The sequence below is a fragment of the Solwaraspora sp. WMMB335 genome (assembly GCF_049179075.1).
Classification (GTDB): domain Bacteria; phylum Actinomycetota; class Actinomycetes; order Mycobacteriales; family Micromonosporaceae; genus Micromonospora_E.
Genome location: NZ_JBMHMF010000001.1, coordinates 6,241,285 through 6,259,720, shown reverse-complemented (window position 1 = coordinate 6,259,720; position 18,436 = coordinate 6,241,285). Strand labels below are relative to the sequence as shown.

Here is an 18,436-nt window from a genome sequence, read left to right as displayed (position 1 = left end):
CAAAATCATGGTGAGTGGTACCCAATTCGGGTCCGTATCGCGAATGTGAACGTCTGATGTCAGCGACCAGGGCTCCCCCGTAGCCGGCGCGGCGGCCGGCGCGCCGGCCAGGTCAATCGGCCGGCGCCACGTCTGTCGCAACGGCACGGCAGGAGCCGACGGAGCTGCCGGAGCCCGTCGAGCAGCAGGTGGTGCCGGCACCGCGGACAGCCGCCGGATCCGGTACGTCCATCGCCGGATTGCGGTCGAAGAAGCCGTCCGGTTCGAGAATCATGTGGATCGTGTCCACCGGCATCACCGGCCACTGCTCCGGGCGGGGGAAGTGGTGAGTGCCCAGCACCGGCCAGAGCACCAGCTCGGTGCCGTCGATGCCGCGGTCCTGGCGCTGCCAGACCTGTACCCCGTCGGATCCGGGCTCGGCGTGGTTCGGGTACTGCCCGCCCAGGAACCGTTCCCGTGGGTGGTACGGCGTGGCCCACAGGTGCTGGTGGATGAACGGTGCCCGGCGGGCGGTCACCGAGTCCGGGCGGGCGAACGACCGGGTGGTGTCGGGCAGCAGCAGCCGGTAGGCGGTCGGTTCACCGTACCGGTTGGTGGCGGTGGTGCTCTCCACCCGCCAGCGGCGGGCGGACGCCGGATCGGTGCGCCGGGCCGCCTGCGACTCGCGCACCAGTGGGGTACGTACGTTGCGCACCGCGTTGCCGTACGGGTTCCGGGCCGGGTCGGTCTCCCCCTCGGCGTGCTCCTCGACCAGCCGGTTGTCCGGCCCGTCCACCGCCATGTCCAGCCGCAGCCCGAAGTAGTGCTGGTGGGTAGGGGTCTGCACGTTCGGCGCGACGATCCGGCCGTAGCGCACCTCGTCGCCTTCTTCGATGCCGGACGCGGACAGCATGCCGGTCAGCTTGACCTCCAGCTCGATCCGCCCGTCCTGGTAGAGCGACCAGTAGAAGCCGTAGTCGTAGTTGGCCACGGTCTGGAAGTTGGAGATGACCAGGCGCCGGGAGCGGCGTACCTGACTGACCCCGCGCCGCAGGTCGTTGTGCTTCCATAGGACGCTGTGGTCCTCCTCGTGCATGCAGATGGCGTTGCGGATGGTCGCCGGCTCGCCATCGCCGCCGAGGTAGGCGGTGTCGAAGTAGTGGATGACGCCGAGGCAGTCGCAGCCCAGCGTCAGGGAGTTGGTCAGTGGGCCGGCACCGTACTCGCCCCAGTCGAAGAAGTTCTTGCGGTACTGGGTGGAGTTGGGGTCGAGGTACGGCACGTACATCTCGTTGCAGGCGGCCCGCTTGACCACCGGCCGCCCCTGGAACGTCAGGTCGTAAAGGACCAGCCCTTCGCGGTGGGTGAAGCCGACCCGCAACTGCCAGCCCTGCCAGGACACCTGCCAGCCGTCGACGGCGAAACTGGGCCCGTCGGGCTGCACCACGTCGAGCGGCGTGAGCCCGGGACGGGTCGGCCAGGCCTCGGCCTCCAGCGGCCCGGCCTCCGTGGAGACCGGCACCGCGCCGTGATCCTCGACGTCGAGGACCTCCATGGTGGCCATGTCGATGATCGGCACGACCCCCTGCACCGGGCGTACGTAGCCGTTGTCCCCCTCGTCGACCCGGTGCCAGACGGTCCCCCAGGTGAGTCGCCGGTCGCGGTAGCGCTCCGGCTCGAAGCCGCCCATCGACTCGGCGTCGATCATGACCAGCGAGACGTCGTGGATGCCCCGCTTGGCCAGCGCCTCGCGCAGCAGCGGGCTCTGCCGGCAGGCCTGGGCGGCGGCGCGGGCCTCCTCGGAGGTGATGCCGGGCCGGCGGGGATCGAGCGGTCGCCAGTCCAGGCACCGGTCGGCACCGGCCGCCGCGTCGGCGAGCGCGACGTCGATCTCCCAGGCGGTGCCGGCCGCGTGGTCCATCGCGACCAGTTCGAGCCGCACCTCGCCGGCCGGGGCGGCGCCGGCCGCGACGGCCCGTGCGTGCGCCTCGTCGAGGGTGGCGCCCCAGAACCGGATGCGCTCGCCGAGCCGGCCGTCGGACCGGGCGGCGGCCACGGCACGGGCGATCTCCGCCGGGGTGGGCGGGTCCAGCGGATGGGCGCGGTGGCTCCGAGCATCGGGGCTGGGGTGGTGGGCACTCACGATTGCTCCTGTCGCCGTCGCGGGAGTCGTTCTGGTGCTTTCCAGGCCGCCGGAGCGGTGCCAGGCCCCGCCGGTAGGGCAGTGGACGGCCCGGTGCTTGACGGAAAACTCCCTGGCCAAGGTAGTCTCGGATACTACAGCAGGATCTTTGGATCCAAAACCTGGATCCAAAGCAGGAGCCACTGGACCCGTCGCCCTCGGTGCGGGCTTGCTATCGTGACAGCCACATCGCACCACTGTGGAGGCGATCGCAGCCCGGTCGAGGTCCGCCCGGGCGCGCCAGACACCGACCAGACGGGGGCACCGGGCATGCCAGCCAGCTCCACCGAAACCACCAGCAGCGCCCTCGTCGACGCCACCGCGGCCGCCATCCGGGCCCGGATCATGTCCGGCGAGATCCCGATCGGCGCCCAGCTGCGCCAGGCCGAGCTGGCCAAGATGCTCGGCGTCAGCCGTACCCCGGTCCGCGAGGCGTTGCGCCAGCTGCAGACCGGCGGACTGATCGAGGTGGTCCCGCACCGGGGCGCGGTGGTCCGGGTGCCGGCCCCGTGGGAGGTCCGTGAAGCGTACGAGGTGCGGGCCGAGTTGGAAGGGCTGGCCTGCGAGCGGGCGGTCAGCCGGATCACCGACGACGTGTTGGACGAACTGCGCGAGGCCAACACGTTGCTGCGCCGCACCGAACGGGCCGCCCGGGGCGGCATCGCACCCCGGCGCAGCGACGAGCAACTGCCGCGCGCCGACGCCCTGCCCACCGACGTCCCGACCGCCGGCGGTACGGCCACCGGCGGTACGGCCACCGGCGCGCCGGACGGTCCCCGAGCCACCCTGGCGAGCTCGACCAACGCGGCCAACGACCGGTTTCACACGCTGATCCACCAGATCGCCGGCAACGACTGGCTGGCCCGGGTGATCAAGGAGATCAACGAGGCCTTTCCGCGCAACGTCTCCGCGCTGGTGCTGCAGGACAATCCGCGGCACCGGGACGACAACTTCAACGAACACGAGCGGATCATCGCCGCGCTCGCCGAAGAGGACGGCGACCGGGCCCGGCGCGAGATGCAGGCTCATGTGATCAGTGCCGGGGAGCAGTTGGCTCGCTGGTACGAGCGGCGATCGGCGACCGTGTTCCGGGGCTGAGCCCGACGACGCCCATCGCCGCCGGGGCGAGGAAGTCCAGGTCCGGACGTGCCGATCCGGTGGCGAGATCGGCCAGGGCGGCACCGATCGCCGGCCCGAACTTGAAACCGTGGCCCGAGCAGGCGGCGGCGACCAGCACCTGTGGGTGGGCCGGCAACGCGCCGACCGCGAACCGGTTGCCCGGCGCCATGGTGTAGCGGCAGGTCACCTCGGCGGCCACCGGACCGTCGGCCGCCGGCAGGAACCGCCGGGCCACCGCGAGCAGTGCGTCGCGCTCGGCCGCGGTGACCGGGGCCGGCGGCCGGGCCAGGTCGTCGACCGGCCCGTGGTCGAAGCCGACCTTGACCATGTCCGGCCCGTACGCCGGAATGCCGTAGAGCAGCCCGGTTCCGGGAATCTCGACCGAGAACGGCCCGAGCGCCGGTGGGCGCAACAACGCGGGCGCCGACGATCCGATATGGATGTTGATGATGCGCACGGCGGTGAGTAGGCCGGTGAATTCCGGCAGCAGCTGGTCGGTCCACGCGCCGGCGCAGATCACGAGCCGGTCGGCGAGCAGGTCCCCGGCGTCGGTGCGCACCCGTACCCCGGTGCCCTCGGGCGACCAGCCGGTGACCGCGCGGCCGTCGCGACGGCGTACCCCGGCGGCCCGGCCCAACTCGGTCAGTGCGTGCATCGCGGCAGCCGCGTCGATGATCCCGGCCGCCGGGTCATGCACCGCGACCATGTCCTCGCCGAGCACCAGACCGGGCAGGATGCCGGCGGCGGCGTTGGCATCGACCAGAGTGCAGTCCGGCCCGCGCAGGCCACCGCCGGCGCGGGCCGGCCGGGCGTACAACCCGCCGACGGTGGTGACCAGCGGCTGCCCGGCCGCCTGCGCCAGGTCGCGCCAGGCCGCGTAGGCCCGGTCGATGAGCCCGTCCCAGACCGGTGACGGGTAGGCCCGGCGGATCATCCGGGTCCGGCCGTGCGAGGAGCCTTCGGTGTGTCCGGCCGGCAGCCGGTCGAGCTGTACCACCCCGGCGCCCCGGGCGGCGAGCTGCCAGGCCGCACTGCGGCCGTGGATCCCCGCACCGACCACCAGCACGTCGGCCCGCCGGTCCGCGCCGCCCACGAGCGTGGGACCGGCGACGGGGGCAGCGGCGATGGGGGCAGCGGCGATGGGGGCAGCGGCGACGAGAGCGGGACCGGCGGCGAGGGCCGAGGCCGGGATGACCTGGGCCGGCACCGGCGTCGGGCGGGCGAGCTGCGCCAGTAGCGCGTCCACCTCGGTGTCACCGTTGTAGACGTGCACCGAGGCACGCACGACCGCAGGCAGGCCGCGCCGGCCCAGGTCCCACTGCCCGTGACTGGCTGGCACGGCGACCAGGTGCAGGCCGGCGGCGCGCAGCGTACGGACGGTCCGCACCGGATCCTCGCCGTCACGGACGAAGGTGACGATCCCGCCGCCGGCCGCCAGCGGATCCACCACCGTCACCCCGGGTAGCTCGCGCAGCCCGGCCCGCAGCCGGTCGGCCAACCCGCTGACGTACCCGCTGATCTGGTCGATGCCCAGCGCGAGCGCCTCGGCGAGCGCGGTGCCCAGCCCCAGCCGCAGCGCGTGCGACGCCTCCCAGGTCTCGTAGCGGCGGGCGCCGGGCAGCAGGTCGTACTGTTCGTCGCCGGTCCAGCGGGCACCGCGCACGTCGGGGGTGAGCGGGCGCGCCGCGTCGCGCAGCGCCGGGTCGAGGTAGAGCAGACCGGTGCCACGCGGGCCGCGCAGGAACTTTCGGCCGGTGGCGACCAGGATGTCGGCCTGGAGCCGACGCACGTCGACAGGCAGCTGACCGACCGACTGGGTGGCGTCGACCAGTAGCGGCACGCCGGCCGCCGCGGCCAGCGCACCGACCTGCGCCACCGGCTCGATCAGCGCCGACGAGGTGGGTACGTGCGCGACGGTGACCAGCGCGGCCGGCTCGCGCAGCGCCCGCTGCAGCGCGGCCAGGTCCACTCCCCCGGTGTCGTCGGCCGCCAGCACCTCGACGACGATGCCCCTGGTCCGGCGCAGTTCGAGCAGGTGCAGCGCCGAACTGACATAGCTGGACGCGGCGGCGAGGACCCGGTCGCCGGGCCCGAGGCGCAGCGCGTCGATGGCCCGGTGCCAGGCGACGGTGGCGCTCTCCACCAGCGCGATGTCGTCGTCGCTGGCCCCGATGAGCTGCCCGGCCAACCGGTAGACCTGGGCGCTGCGACCGGCGGCGGCCTCGGCTGCCTCGTACCCGCCGAGCCGCGACTCCAGGCGCAGGTGCTCGATCACCGTGTCGAGCACGGCGAGACTGGGCAGTGCGGCCCCGGCGGAGTTGAGGTGGTGGGCCAGGCTCGCGCCGGGGGTGGCGGCCCGCAGCGCCGCCGGATCCAGCGGCACGGGTGCCGCCGGAACCAGCGGTACGCGAGCCATCGGATCTTCCCGGGATACAGAGTCCGTCAAAGTGGATCCTATCAGTGATCGGGGCGGTGCCCCGGCTCGGCGCGGTGCCACCCGCCGTCACCGGAGCACCGCCGGTCAGAGCGCGACGACGACGCCCTTGCGTTCGCAGTACGAGTGCAGGGCATCGTCGCCCAGATCCCGGCCCAGGCCGGAGTCGCCGACCCCACCGAAGGACAGCGCCGGGTCGAAGATGTTGTACGTGTTCACCCAGACCGTGCCGACCCGCAGCGCGGCCGCCGTCCGGTGCGCCCGGGACAGGTCCCGGGTCCACACTCCGGCGGCCAACCCGTACGACGTGTCGTTACCGATCGCGACCGCCTCGTCCTCGTCGTCGAAGGCGATCACCCCGGTCACCGGCCCGAATATCTCCTCCCGGGCGATGACCATGTCGTTGCGTACCCCGGTGAACAGGGTCGGCTCGACGAAGTAGCCCGGCCGGTCCGGCACCCCGCCGCCGACCACCACCGTCGCCCCTTCCCGCCTGCCGGCCTCGATGTACGACAGCACCTGCCGGCGCTGCTCCTGCGACACCAGCGGGCCGACGGTCACCCCGCCGTCCAGCCCGTTGCCCAGCGGCACCCGGCGGGTCGCCGCGGCCAGCCGCTCGACCATCTCGTCCAGGATCGACCGCTGCACCAGTAACCGGCTGCCCGCCGTACACATCTGCCCGGAGTGGCCGAACGAGGCCCGCATCGCGGTCGGCACCGCCGCGTCCAGGTCGGCGTCGGCGAACACGATGTTCGGGCTCTTGCCGCCCAGCTCCAGGGTCAGCCGCTTGGTGGTAGGCGCCGCGCCGGCCATCACCAGTCGACCCACCTCGGTGGATCCGGTGAACGACACCTTCGCCACCCCGGGATGCGACGCCAGGGCCGCGCCCACCGCACCGTCACCGGTGAGCACGTTGAGCACGCCCGGTGGGACGCCCGCCTCGGCGGCGAGCGCGGCCACCCGCAGCATGGTCAGCGGGGTCTGCTCGGCCGGCTTGACCACCACCGGGCAACCGGCCGCCAGGGCCGGGGCCAGCTTGAAACAGCCGGTCATGATCGGGAAGTTCCAGGGCAGGATCAGCGCGGCCACCCCGACCGGTTCCAGCACCGTGTAGACGTGGTGGCCGCCACCGTCGATCGGCACCACGGTGCCGGTCAGCCGGCTGGTCGCGCCGGCGAAATGCCGAAACGCGCGAGCCGCCGAGGCGGTGTCGGCGCGGGAGCGTTCGATCGGCTTGCCGTTGTCCCGGGTCTCCAGCACCGCCAGTTCCTCCTGGTGCGTTTCCAGCAGGTCGGCGAGACGGTGCAGCACCCGGGTCCGCTCCAACGGGGCGAGCCCGCTCCACCGGCGATCGGCGTACGCACGGGTCGCCGCGGCCACCGCGGCGTCCACGTCGGCGGCGGTGGCCTGCGCCACCCGGCTGATCACCGTCTCGCTGGCCGGATCCCGCACCTCGATCAGCACCCGCTGACCAGGATCGATCCACTCACCGTCGACATGGAACGGTTCCAGCTCGGCCAGCGGCGCCAAGGACGACGTCATCGGTGGCAACTCCTAGATCAGATCGAAGTACTCGCGCTGCTCCCAATCGGAGACGTGTGCGAGGTAGCGGGCGAACTCGCGACGCTTGAGCGTCACGTACCAGGAGATCACCGGGGCGCCGAGCGCGTCGGTGAACACCGGGTCGGCGGCCACGGCGGTCAGCGCCTCGGCAAGGGAGCCCGGCAGCCGGGGCGCGTCGGCGGCGTACGGATCCTCCACCGGCGGTGGCGGGGTGAGCCGGCGGGTCATCCCGTCCAGGCCGCTGACCACCTGCGAGGCGATGTACAGGTACGGGTTGGCGGCCGGCTCGCCGCAGCGGTTCTCCAGCCGTACCCCGGTGTCGGAGCCGGCGCCGGCGAGGCGGACCATGGCTCCCTTGTTGTCGATCCCCCACACCACCCGGTCCGGAGCGAGCGAGTACGGCAGGTAACGCTTGTATCCGTTGACCGTCGGGGCGGCGAACGCGACGGCCGCGTCCGCGTGCGCCAACAGCCCGGCGAGGTAGTGCCCACCGGCGGCCGACAGCACCTCGCCCGGCGCGGTGGGGTCGAACGCCGCCGTGCTGCCGGTGGTCGTGCGCAGTGACTGGTGCAGGTGCCAGCCGGTGGAGGCGGTCTCCGCACCGGCCGGGCGGGACATGAAGGTGGCGTGGTAGCCGTGCCGGCGGCACAGCTGACGGATCGCCGAGCGGGCCAGCAGCACCTGGTCGGCGGCGTCCGCCGCGTCCCCGGCGGTCAACGTGATCTCGAACTGGCTCGGCCCGAACTCCAGCTCGATCGAGCGCAGCGGCAGGTCGAGGCGGGTCAACCCGTGGTGCAGCAACTGGACGATCTCGTCGGCCCGGTCCAGCCCGTCTTCGTGCAGCAGCTGCGCACCCCGGCTCACCGGCCGCACGCTGCCGGCCCGCCCCGGGGCACCCGGCCGGCCCGCCTGGTCGGTGTCGAGCCCGACGGCGGGGCCGGTGGCCTCGAAGACGTGGAACTCCAGCTCGACGCCGACGGTCATCGCGTAGCCGGCGGCGGCGAGCCGGTCCAGTTGACCGCGCAGCAGGCCACGGGTGCACAACGGCACCGCCGAGCCGTCCGGGAAACGTAGGTCGCACAGCACCCAGCCGGTACGCGGCGCCCATGGCAGCACCCGGAACGTGGTCGGGTCGGGCACCAGCACGACGTCCCCGGCGCCGGCGAACCCGGCCACCCCGACCTGCGGGTCGGCGGCGAAGACCGGGAACACCGAGGCACCGGAGGAATCCTTGAGCAGCAGCGACGACGGTGCCGTCACACCGGAGCGCAGCGCGGCGGTGGCCGCCGGGCGGGTCAGCGTCTTGCCGCGCAGCACACCGTGCTGGTCGGCGAAGGAGAACCGGATCATCTCGATGCCGAGTTCGTCGACCACTCGGCGCAGCTGACCGGCGGCGGCGTACTGGGCGTCGGTCCACAGCTGGTGGCGGCCGATGAAGCCGTCCCGGTCGGCGGCCAGCATCGGCAACGCGGGGTAGCCGGCACCGCCGGCGGCGACCGGCCGTTCGTCGACGCTACGCATCGCCGACCACCGCCTTGTCGGCACTCGCGCCGGTCGCGGTCGGCCGGGCGGCGGCCCATGGCGAGGCGGTACGCCGCTGCGCCTCCCGCTCTCGCCAGGTCTGTTCCCACCCCTGCGTCGGGGCGATCGTGTCGACGGCCGGCGGGCCGGTGAGCGCGCTGGCGGCCGGGGCGTCGGCGGGCCGGGCGGGCACCGGGCTGCCAGCTTCGAAGGCGTCGATGGCGCGCAGCAGCAGCCGGCGGTTGGCGGTCACCGCCCGGTCGGAGACGCCGAGCCGTTCGACCGTGCGGTCCTGGATCGGGCCCATGCTCTCCACTGCCCACTGGTCGTGGACGTTGATGTCCAGGCCCATCCCGGTGTAGGTCAGCTCGCGCTGCTCGGCCGGGTCGAAGCCCCAGTTGTTGGCGCGGTTGCGCAGCGGCCGGTAGTCCGGCAGGGAGACCTCGGTGAGCCGCTGGGCGAGCAGGGTCTGCTTGTCAGTCGGCTCGGCGAAGTCGTACAAGATCATGTACCAGTAGTGGTGGACATCGTCGATCGGCACGTGCCACTGGCAGAAGACCTTGCTGTTGCCGAAGGGCACCACGAACGCGTTCGGGAACACCAGGTTGGTGATCCGTACGTGCCGGATGTCCTCGGTGAGCTGGCGCAGCGCGTACACCCGCAGGCCGTGCTCGGCCTGCTCGACCTCGATGTCCGGCCGGTACGCGTCGCCGACCAGCTTGGACAGCTTCTGCCCGGTGCCGGCGACCTCCTCGCTGAACTGCTGTCCGTACGCGTCGCGGGGGTCCTCGTCGATGAACCGGTGCAGGAACGAGACGTGACTGGGATCGATACCGCCTTCGACGCCCTGCAGCCAGTTGCACTCCCACAGCCCCTTGAAGGCGAAGGTGTACTCGTCGGGCGCCTGAAAGCAGTCGTAGTGCGGCAGCGGCGGCGGGGCGCCCTCGCCGAGATAGGCGAAGACGATGCCGTTGCGCTCCTGGCAGGGGTAGCTCGGGATGCGGATCTTGCCGGCGAAGGTGCTGTGCGGTGGTTCGGCCGGCTGCTCCAGACACCGCCCGTCCGGGCCGTACAGCCAGCCGTGGTAGAGGCAGCGCAGCCCGCCGTCCTCGTGCCGGCCGTACGCCAGGTCGACGCCACGGTGCGCGCAGAAGCGTCCTACCAACGCCCAGCCGCCACCGTCCCGCTTGAACAGCACCAGGTCCTCGCCGAGCAGCCGGACCGGCTTGACCTGCCGCTGTGGGTCGAGCTCGGAGACGAGGGCGGCGGGCTGCCAGTACGCCCGCATCAGCCGGCCGAGCGGGGTGCCCGGCCCGGTCCGGGTGATCCGCTCGTTCTCCTCGCGCCGCAGCATGGCACCCCTCCCACTAGCGAATCCAGTCAGACGATCATTGGATCCAATCCTGGCATACATGTGGGCTACGCGATAGACACGGCATCCCCGATTTGCGGGACGGAGCTCACCGGAAACGCCTCGCCGCGGCTGTCCGTCAGGTAGCGGGGACGGGACGGGACGGGAGGTACCGGCGTGCTGCGTGAGGTACGGCTCACTTGGCTGCTCCAGCGGCGGATCGAACGGTCCGACCCGGCGACCGTGCTGGATCCCGACCTGCTCGCCACAGCGCAGGAACTGGCCGAGGTCGCCTCGTCGCCGGCGGCCTTCGGTGCGCTTGCCCGGTTCCACCAGATCCGGTTCAACGCGCTGCCCGTCGGCGCGGACAACACCGACTTCCTCGCCACCGGACGTTGGCTCGCGAAGCTCCCACCGGAGGTGGTCAAAGACCTTCCCGAGGTGTGGCGGGCGTTGGCAGGCTTCGGTGGGTCCGCGCACGCGCTGCTCCTCGCCGCGACCGAGCTGGCCGGTCGCCTGGACGGGGTGGACGACGCCTGGGGATGGCACCGTTGCGCCCCACTGTGGCGCGAAGCGCTGGCCGCCCTGCCCGCCGGCCACCCCGACCGGGCGAACGCGCTGGCGAACGCCGCGAACACGCTCCTGAGCCGAGCGCAACGGACCACGTCCCATCCCCAGGACATCCCCGAGGCGATCGCGCTGTACCGCAGCGCGTTGGAACTCATGGCCGACGACGATGCGCACCGGCCCCAGGTGATCGGCAACCTCGCCGTCGCGTACCAGCAGTGGTACGAACAGACCGACACGCCAGGCGACCTCGACGAGGCGGCCCGCCTGCTGCGGATCGCGACAGCGACCGGCCCGGCCGGAACGGCGGCGTGGCAGGTGAAGATCTACCAGCTGGCCAACGTCCTGCTCGCCCAGGCACAGCTGCGCCGGCCAGGTGCCAATCTTGACGAGGCTGCCGCACTCGTCCGAACGTTGATCGACACACCTGGCACCGCGGTACCCCGTGCCGCGGTCCGCAACCTGCTCGTCGGCGTGCTGCAGGCCAGATACGACGAACGCGGCGATCCGGGCGACCTGTCCGAAGCGCTCGCCATCGTGCGCGAGACGTTGGACACGGAGCCGATGGATCCGCCGGACCGAATCATCGCGCTCAACGCGCTGAGTACGACGCAGCTGACCCGCTACCGCCTCGACAACGACCTCGACACCCTCGACGAAGCCATCGACGCCGCGCGCGAGATCGTGCGGCTGTGTCCGCAGGACCATCCCTTTCGGGCCGGTGCGGTCAACAATCTGGGCCAACTGCTCCAGCGTCGCGGCGTACGCACCGGGGCAACCGAAGACCTGGACGCAGCCGTCACCGCCGCCGGATCCGCGACCAGGATGCTCCCGGCAGGTCACAGCGACGCCGCCGGGTTCGTCGGGATGCGCGGCGTCACGCTCTTCACCCGCTTCCTACAAACTCGTGAGCGGCAGGATCTCGACGAGGCCGTGGCCTTGACCAGGCAGGCGACAGAGCTGGTTCCGGTCGGCCACCACGCCCGGACCGGACTGCTGTCGAACCTCGGCACAGCACTTTCGATGCGGGCGTTCTTCGCGGACGTCCCCGACCCCGCCGCCTTCATGGCAGCGATCGACGTACATCGGGAAGTCGTCGATACGAGCCGAGCTGACGACCCGCAACGGCCGGGCCGGATCGTCAATCTCGTGATGTCGATCAACGCGATGACACGGTCGTTTCCCGACTCCGCGCTGCTGGACGAGGCGATCGACCGGGCCGCCGAGGCACTCGCCTGCCTGCCGGTCGGTCGGGGCGAGCGCGTCGGTGCTCTCGTCGCGGCAGGCCGTGCGGCATCGCTGCGCTACGAGCACCGACGCCGCCAGGCCGACGCCGAGATGGCCGTGGCCGTCTGGGAGGAGCTGGCGGGCAACGCATCGGCACCGGTGCGCAACCGGATACACGCGGCTCGTGGGGCCGCGGATCTGCTGGCTCAACGGCACGGGCTGGCGGCAGGCTGCGACGGGTACGCCGCCGCGGTCGGGTTGCTCCCGCTGCTCGCCTGGCGCGGACTGAGCCGGGCGGATCGGCAACGACTTCTCGGCGAGATGTCCGGGCTAGCGGCGGAGGCCGCGGCGGCGGCGATCGCCGCTGGTCGGCCCGAACGGGCGGTGGAACTGCTCGAGCAGGCACGCGGAGTGCTGTGGACGCAGTTGCTGGAGGCCCGTACCGAGGTCGCCGACCTCCGCGAGATCGCCCCTGACCTCGCGGAGGAGTTCGAGGCCGCCCGCGACTCGCTCAACGCCACGATCGAAGGGGTCGGCGACCTGGTGTTGTCCGACCTCGTCGACCGACGCGGTGCGGTCGCCGCCCGGTTCGACGCCGTCGTCGCGCGGATCAGGGGCTTGCCGCCGTCGGCCGGGTTTCCCCGGCCGGACCGCTTCCTGCGCCCGGCGACCTGGAGCGAGATACGGGGCTGGGTGGCTCGACGGGACGTGGTGCTGGTGACCGCGAGCCGGTGGCGCTGTGACGCGTTGGTCATCTCCCGCGACGAGGTCAAGGTCGTCGAGCTCCCGGATCTCACTGTGGACGCCATCGGAGAACATCTGATCTCGTACCTCGGTATCGCCACCGGCACCGCACACCGCGAACTCGTCCCACCCGACGGCGTGCGGTCCAGGACGTCGCGCACGCACGCCTGGCTGTGGTCCACCATCGCCGCGCCGGTCCTTACCGCTCTCGACCGGCCAGCTCGGCCTGCTGGATGGCCCCGGCTCTGGTGGTGCCCGACCGGGCTGCTCGCCCTGCTTCCGCTGCACGCCGCCGACGGTGTGCTGGACCGGGTGATCTCGTCGTCGTACGTACCGACCCTGCGAGCGCTGGGCAGAGACGACGTGGACGAAGCGAGTGGACAGGCGGGACGACCGCTGGCCGTGGCGATGCCGGAGACACCAGGACATCCGGATTTGCCCGCCGTCGAGGAAGAGGTACGAACGCTGCGGCGCGTGCTGCCCGGTCTACGCGTCCTCAGCGGACGCAGCGCGACCCGGCAGGCCGTGGCCGAAGGACTGTCCAGTCACCGGATCGTGCACCTGAGCTGTCACGGTACGCAGGATCTCACCGACCCGTCGCGGGGCGGCCTGGCTCTCGTCGACGGGTTACTGACGATCAACGACCTCCTCGGTGCGGCAGGGGCGGCCGGCGAGTTCGTCTACTTGTCAGCGTGTAAGACGGCGACCGGTGGGCTCCTGGCCGCCGACGAGTCCATCACTCTTGCCGCGGCGCTGAGCTACGGTGGTTGGCGCCACGTGGTAGGCACCCTCTGGTCGATCGACGACGCCGTCGCCTCGCAGGTGGCCAGGTTGGTCTACGAAAAGCTCGCCACAGACGGCGACGTCGCGCCCGAGCGCGCGGCAGCAGCGCTACATCTGACGCTTCGGCAACTCCGCCGAGAGCGGCCGCACCGGCAAGACCTCTGGGCACCGTTCGTGCATCTTGGCACGTGAGTGTCGGTGCAGGTCGCTACCCGGCGATCGCGGTTGGCGTGCAGACCGGACCGGTGGGCCCGCACGGTCGCGCTATCGCGAATCGCCGCGCCCGGCGTCGCGGTACGCGGGCCACTCGTCGGCCAGCATCGCGAAGTCGAGCTCGGTGATCCACTCGCCTTTGAAGAGCTCGCTGCGCACCAGCCGGGCCTCCTGGCGCATGCCCAACCGACGGGCGACCCGCGCCGAGGCTTCGTTGCGTTCGTCGATCCGGGCGACGATGCGGTGCAGGCCGAGGTGATCGAAGCCCAGACCCAGCAGCGCCTTGGCGGCCTCGGTGGCGTAGCCCCGAGCGCCGAAGTCGGGATGCACCACGTAGCCGATCTCCCCACCCCGGTGCGACCTGCTGCGCCAGAAGAGGATCACGTCACCGATCAGCTGCCCGGTTCTGGCGATCGCAAAGCCCAGCGTCAGGGCCTGACCCTCGTCGGTCAGTCCCGGGTTGGCCCACTGGGTGGCGAGTCGTTCGGTGACGACGTCGCGGGTCATCGGCTCGAACGGAACATAACGGCAGACCTCGGGCAGGCTGCGGTAGGCGAGCAACGCGTCGACGTCGGCACCGGTGAGCGGGCGCAGCAGCAGCCGCTCGGTCCGGACCGGGTAGGCAGGCTGCAGTGCCGGCTGGATGACGGTAGCCACGCGTCCATCCTGCCAGCCCGAGTCGGCGCGAAGACCGTGCTACGTACCGGTGTTCACCGTCGACGACAGCCTCCGGCGGATGTCGGAGCTGCGTCACGGAGGGCTCGAACGGACATATCTGCCGCTACCGCACGACGGCCGTCCCGCTGCCTTGCGTCGAGCCTCGGTAGGCGCTGGGAGTGAAGCCAAGCACCGTGCGGAAGTCGTTGGCCAGGTGAGCCTGGTCGGCGTAGCCGAGTTGCGCCGCGACCGCCGCCAGATCGGTACTCGGATCGGTGCGTACCCGCTGCGCGGCCTCCTGCAGCCGGCGACGGCGGATCATCGCCAGCGGCGGCAGGCCGACGTAGCGGCGGGCCAGGCGCTGCACGGACCGGATCGACACGTGCAGACGGGCCGCGACGTCCTCGACCCGCACCACCCCGGGATCGGTGTCGATGAGCTCGGTCATGGTGTTCGCCAGCAACGCCTCCGGGTCCGGCGGTGGCAGCGTCGCGGTGAGCCAGCCGGCGAAGGCATCGACGGCAAGCACATGCCGCTGTGCGCGCTCGGTGGCCCCGGTCATCGCGTCGGTGACGCGGGACTGCAGGTCAGGAAGGTCGACCACGAGGTACGCGTCGCGCAGCCGCGCCGGATCCGCGACGAAGAACGGCACCGCCGCCGGGCGTAGCAGGGCCCCGACCGCCCAGCCCGTCCCGGTCAGGTCGCGGTGGGACCGCCGGGTCGTCGGACCGGACAGTCCCACCGTATGCGGCTCGACGACCAGATTGCAGGCAGGAAAGGCGATGACGTGCTGCCGGGAGGTACGGCCGGCGGCGAGCCGCCACTCGGGGATCCAGAACCAGCGGACGAACGCGGCCACCGGCTCCGGCGGCGGCAGCCGGGCGAACGTCGGCAGCCGAGCCGGGTACAGGATGCCGCGCTGGTCGTGGCGCACAAAGGCCAGGCTACGGGCTGTCGCGAATCTCCAAGCCAGCCGCCGCCCACAGGCCTAGCGTCGGCGTCATGACCGACACCTTGCCGGCCGCGAACGGCCAGTACACCACCAACGGCACACCCCATGGCGTCACCAGTCTGACCCCGTTCCTGGTCATCCCGCAGGCTCGCGGCGCGATCGAGTTCTACCGTGACGTGTTCGGCGCCCGGGTGGTGGACGTCGCGGAGATGGGCGGCGTCGTGGCCCACGCCGTTCTCGACTTCGGCAACGGCCAACTGCAGCTTGGCGAGCCGATGGCCGACTACGGTCTGATCGCGCCGCCGGCTGGAGACCAGGACTGTTATTCGATCGGGGTGTACTGCCCCGATGTCGACGCGACGCTGGCGCGGGCCACCGCCGCCGGGGCGACCGTACGGGAGCCGGCGACGACGTTCGTCTCGGGCGACCGGTTCGCCAGCATCCGCGATCCGTTCGGCGTGCGCTGGTCGGTCATGACGCGGGTGGAGGATCTCTCCGAGGAGGAAAGTGCCCGGCGCGTCGCGGACTGGGTCGCCCAGCAGAGCTGACGATGCGGCGGGCCCGCCGAGCGCTTCGGCCCATACGTCGCTCGATCGCGTTCATCGGCCGTGTCGGGCTCCCGCCCGCGTCTCGGACCTCGCGTCTCGGACCTCGCGTCTCGGCCGTCGCTACGCGCCGGAGCGGGCACCGTACGCCTGGATCTGCGCGCGGGTCAGGTAGTGCCCGGCGCGCACGACGGCGGAGACCGCGGACAGGTTGCCGGCGTCGATCAACGGATCACCGTCGAGCAGGACGAAATCCGCATCCATGCCGGGTGCCACGCGGCCGGCCCGGTCGGTGTCGCCGAGGAAGGTGGCCGGCGCGGTGGTCGCGGCGCGGAGGATGCTCAGCGGCGGCAGGCCGGCGTGGGCCAGCTCGGTGAACTCTTCCCGCATCGTCTGCCCCGGCACCCGCCCACCGCCGTCGGTGCCGGTCATCATCGGCACGCCCTCCTCGTGGAAGATCCCCACCAGGCGCACGGACAGTTGGTACGCCATGCGGTAGGTGGCGCGGGTCTCCTCCGGCAGCTCCTTGAACCGGTCCAGGACGTCGTGGTAGTCAGCGAGGTCGTCGTCGGACAGCTGGTCGAGCAGGGGGTCCTCGGCATACTCCGGCGCGTCGGCCAGGTACTGGGTGCGCAGCCGCACGAGCGTGGGCACCTGCCATGTCCGATTCGCCGCGAGCGTCGCCGCCAGCCTCCGGGCCCGCGACTCGTCGAAGGACTCCAGTGCCGCCCGCATCATCGCGACGGCGTCCAGGGAGTCGTAGGCAGCCGGGTTGATCAGTCGTTTGTCCATGACGCGGAAGAAGACGCGCTCCGCGAAGGGCGCGTCCAGAACCCACGACGGTACGGGCAGCCCGGAGCTGTCGGTGAGCGCACGCGAGGAGCAGGCGATCCAGGTGGCGTTGCTCGCGCCGAGGTGCTCGATGCTCGTGAAACCGGCAGCGGACGCCTCTGCCGGGGACACCGAGGGAGGCAGATGGCCGGCGGTGGTCAATCCCCGGTCGCTCGCGTGCGCGACGGCCGCGAGGAACACGTCACGGTCGAACAGCACGATCTTGATGAAGTCGGCGCCCTGGTCGCGCTGCCGGTCGATCTCCTCGTACGCCTCGCCGGCGGAGCCCGCCCGAAACGGGGTGAGCACGGCTCCGGGCAGCGTCAGCAGCTGGGGGGCGTACTCGTCGAGCGGAAGGCGGCTCTCGGCCCGCAGGGCCAGTAGGTCGTCGCTGCCGGCCATCTGCCGGATGCCGGTGACGCCCTCGGCCAGCATGGCGGCGAGCGGCCGACGCGGGTTGTCGGCCTGCAGGGCGTGGGTGTGCATGTCGCGGAAGCCAGGAACGACGAACCGGCCGGCACCGGCGACCTGCCGGGTCACCGGGCCGCCTCCGGCCGCTTCCTCCGCCGTCCGGTCCAGCACGGCGGTCGCCCGGTCCAGGACGGCGACGATCCGACCGGCACGCACCAGGATCGTGGCGTCCGGCCGACGGGAGCCGTCCGAAGGGTCGATCACGGTCACTCCGTCGATGCGCAGTGGATCGGCGGCGGCGATGGTGACCCGGGGCGGAAGCTCCTGTCGCAGCTTGCGGGCCACAGGGATGCCGACCGCGGCGGCGGCCAGGCCGGCACCGCCGAGTGCCAGTAGCCGGCGACGGGACGTGGTGCGTGCTGCCGCGGCCTCGTCGGGCGGGGTGTTCTCGGACATCGGGGTCTCCTCGGATCCAGTGACGCCATGATTGATGGATGCATCATAGATGATGAGATCATCATTTTATGACCGGGCACCTGAGCGGACACCGGAACCTGGCCCGCGGCCAAGGACGACCGGACGGCGGCACGACGTCCGGTAGCATCCCTGCCCGTGCCCGACGAACCGGAGGCGTCCACCAGCAGGAACGCGCGCCGCAAGAGCCGCACCCGGGCGGCGCTCGTCCAAGCCGCCCAGCAGCTTCTGAGCGAAGGCGACGACGCGGACGCCAGCATCCAGGCCATCGCGGACCGCGCGGACGTGGGATTCGGGTCGTTCTACAACCACTTCGCAAGCAAGGCCGAGCTGTTCGACGCAGCCGTCGCCGACGCGTTCACCCGCTACACGGCCTGGCGCGACGCGCAGCTCGGTCCCGCCCCCGACCCGGTGCGCCGCTTCGCCATGAACATCCGACTCACCGGCCGATTCTCCGCCGCGCAGCCGGAGATCGCACGCATCCTCACCCACCAGATCGCCGCGCACGGCCAAGCCGGACCCGGCCTCGAGACCGCCCTACGTCCCGATCTGCTCGCCGCAGTCGCGGCCCTGCACACCTCGGGCGCCACCGGGCCGTCCGACACCGATGTCACCGTCATCGCCGCCACCGGTGCCGTCGCGGCCGTTCTACGCGAGGTCGTGCGGCGCGGCCCGGCCGAACAGGCACGCCTGGCCGACGCCCTGACCCGCGACCTCCTGCGGATGCTCGGCGCCCCTTGGCCGCTGATCGACGAGCTGCTCGACGTACCCTGCCCGTGACCCCCGCCGGCTCCCGCCGGCGCGCCCCCCGCCTGATCAACGGGCTCGACGACCTCGTCGGCGTTTCGCTTGGTCATGGCGGCCCTGCCTCCCTATTACCGAC

The 18,436-nt window shown here is 72.0% G+C and carries 12 protein-coding genes; 4 read left to right on the top strand and 8 right to left on the bottom strand.

Features of this window, described 5'->3' with window-relative positions:
- Positions 1-112 precede the first annotated feature (112 nt).
- Entirely contained in the window at positions 113-2,122 is a 2,010-nt protein-coding gene (locus ACN27F_RS26925) for a primary-amine oxidase (RefSeq protein WP_421438087.1), read from the bottom strand.
- A gap of 309 nt (positions 2,123-2,431) precedes the next feature.
- Between ACN27F_RS26925 and ACN27F_RS26920 the strand changes: the two genes are divergently transcribed.
- Positions 2,432-3,259, top strand: a complete 828-nt coding sequence (locus tag ACN27F_RS26920; protein WP_421438085.1) for a GntR family transcriptional regulator — start codon at positions 2,432-2,434, stop codon at positions 3,257-3,259.
- On the opposite strand, the gene ACN27F_RS26915 is transcribed toward ACN27F_RS26920, so the two are convergent.
- From ACN27F_RS26915 to ACN27F_RS26900, 4 genes are all read right to left on the bottom strand, one after another.
- Positions 3,195-5,696, bottom strand: a complete 2,502-nt coding sequence (locus ACN27F_RS26915) for an FAD-dependent oxidoreductase (RefSeq protein ID WP_421438083.1) — start codon at positions 5,694-5,696, stop codon at positions 3,195-3,197. The genes ACN27F_RS26920 and ACN27F_RS26915 overlap by 65 nt on opposite strands.
- Before the next feature lie 105 nt (positions 5,697-5,801).
- Positions 5,802-7,256, bottom strand: coding sequence for an aldehyde dehydrogenase family protein (locus tag ACN27F_RS26910; RefSeq protein ID WP_421438081.1), 1,455 nt, complete (start codon positions 7,254-7,256; stop codon positions 5,802-5,804).
- Between the two features lie 12 nt (positions 7,257-7,268).
- Positions 7,269-8,798, bottom strand: coding sequence for a glutamine synthetase family protein (locus tag ACN27F_RS26905; protein WP_421438079.1), 1,530 nt, complete (start codon positions 8,796-8,798; stop codon positions 7,269-7,271).
- On the bottom strand, positions 8,791-10,152 hold the full coding sequence (locus ACN27F_RS26900; protein WP_421438077.1) for a Rieske 2Fe-2S domain-containing protein: 1,362 nt from the start codon (positions 10,150-10,152) through the stop codon (positions 8,791-8,793). Before ACN27F_RS26900 ends, ACN27F_RS26905 begins: the two co-directional genes overlap by 8 nt.
- A 174-nt stretch (positions 10,153-10,326) precedes the next feature.
- Here ACN27F_RS26900 and ACN27F_RS26895 point away from each other — a divergent pair, with 174 nt between their 5' ends.
- Positions 10,327-13,662 carry a CHAT domain-containing protein gene (locus tag ACN27F_RS26895; protein ID WP_421438075.1) on the top strand — a complete coding sequence of 1,112 codons (3,336 nt, stop codon included), beginning with the start codon at positions 10,327-10,329 and terminating at the stop codon, positions 13,660-13,662.
- A gap of 72 nt (positions 13,663-13,734) precedes the next feature.
- Here the strand turns inward: ACN27F_RS26895 and ACN27F_RS26890 are convergent, their stop codons facing one another.
- Positions 13,735-14,340 (bottom strand): GNAT family N-acetyltransferase, encoded by a 606-nt coding sequence (locus ACN27F_RS26890; protein ID WP_421438074.1) that lies wholly within the window; start codon positions 14,338-14,340, stop codon positions 13,735-13,737.
- A gap of 124 nt (positions 14,341-14,464) precedes the next feature.
- Positions 14,465-15,217 carry a helix-turn-helix domain-containing protein gene (locus ACN27F_RS26885; RefSeq protein ID WP_421440472.1) on the bottom strand — a complete coding sequence of 251 codons (753 nt, stop codon included), beginning with the start codon at positions 15,215-15,217 and terminating at the stop codon, positions 14,465-14,467.
- Positions 15,218-15,342: 125 nt separating this feature from the next.
- Here ACN27F_RS26885 and ACN27F_RS26880 point away from each other — a divergent pair, with 125 nt between their 5' ends.
- Complete coding sequence (locus ACN27F_RS26880) at positions 15,343-15,840, top strand: VOC family protein (RefSeq protein WP_421438072.1); 498 nt, start codon at positions 15,343-15,345, stop codon at positions 15,838-15,840.
- A 120-nt stretch (positions 15,841-15,960) separates the two neighbouring features.
- Here the strand turns inward: ACN27F_RS26880 and ACN27F_RS26875 are convergent, their stop codons facing one another.
- Complete coding sequence (locus ACN27F_RS26875; RefSeq protein ID WP_421438071.1) at positions 15,961-17,535, bottom strand: amidohydrolase family protein; 1,575 nt, start codon at positions 17,533-17,535, stop codon at positions 15,961-15,963.
- 156 nt (positions 17,536-17,691) lie between these two features.
- Here ACN27F_RS26875 and ACN27F_RS26870 point away from each other — a divergent pair, with 156 nt between their 5' ends.
- Complete coding sequence (locus ACN27F_RS26870; RefSeq protein ID WP_421438069.1) at positions 17,692-18,333, top strand: TetR/AcrR family transcriptional regulator; 642 nt, start codon at positions 17,692-17,694, stop codon at positions 18,331-18,333.
- The last annotated feature ends 103 nt before the right edge of the window (positions 18,334-18,436 follow it).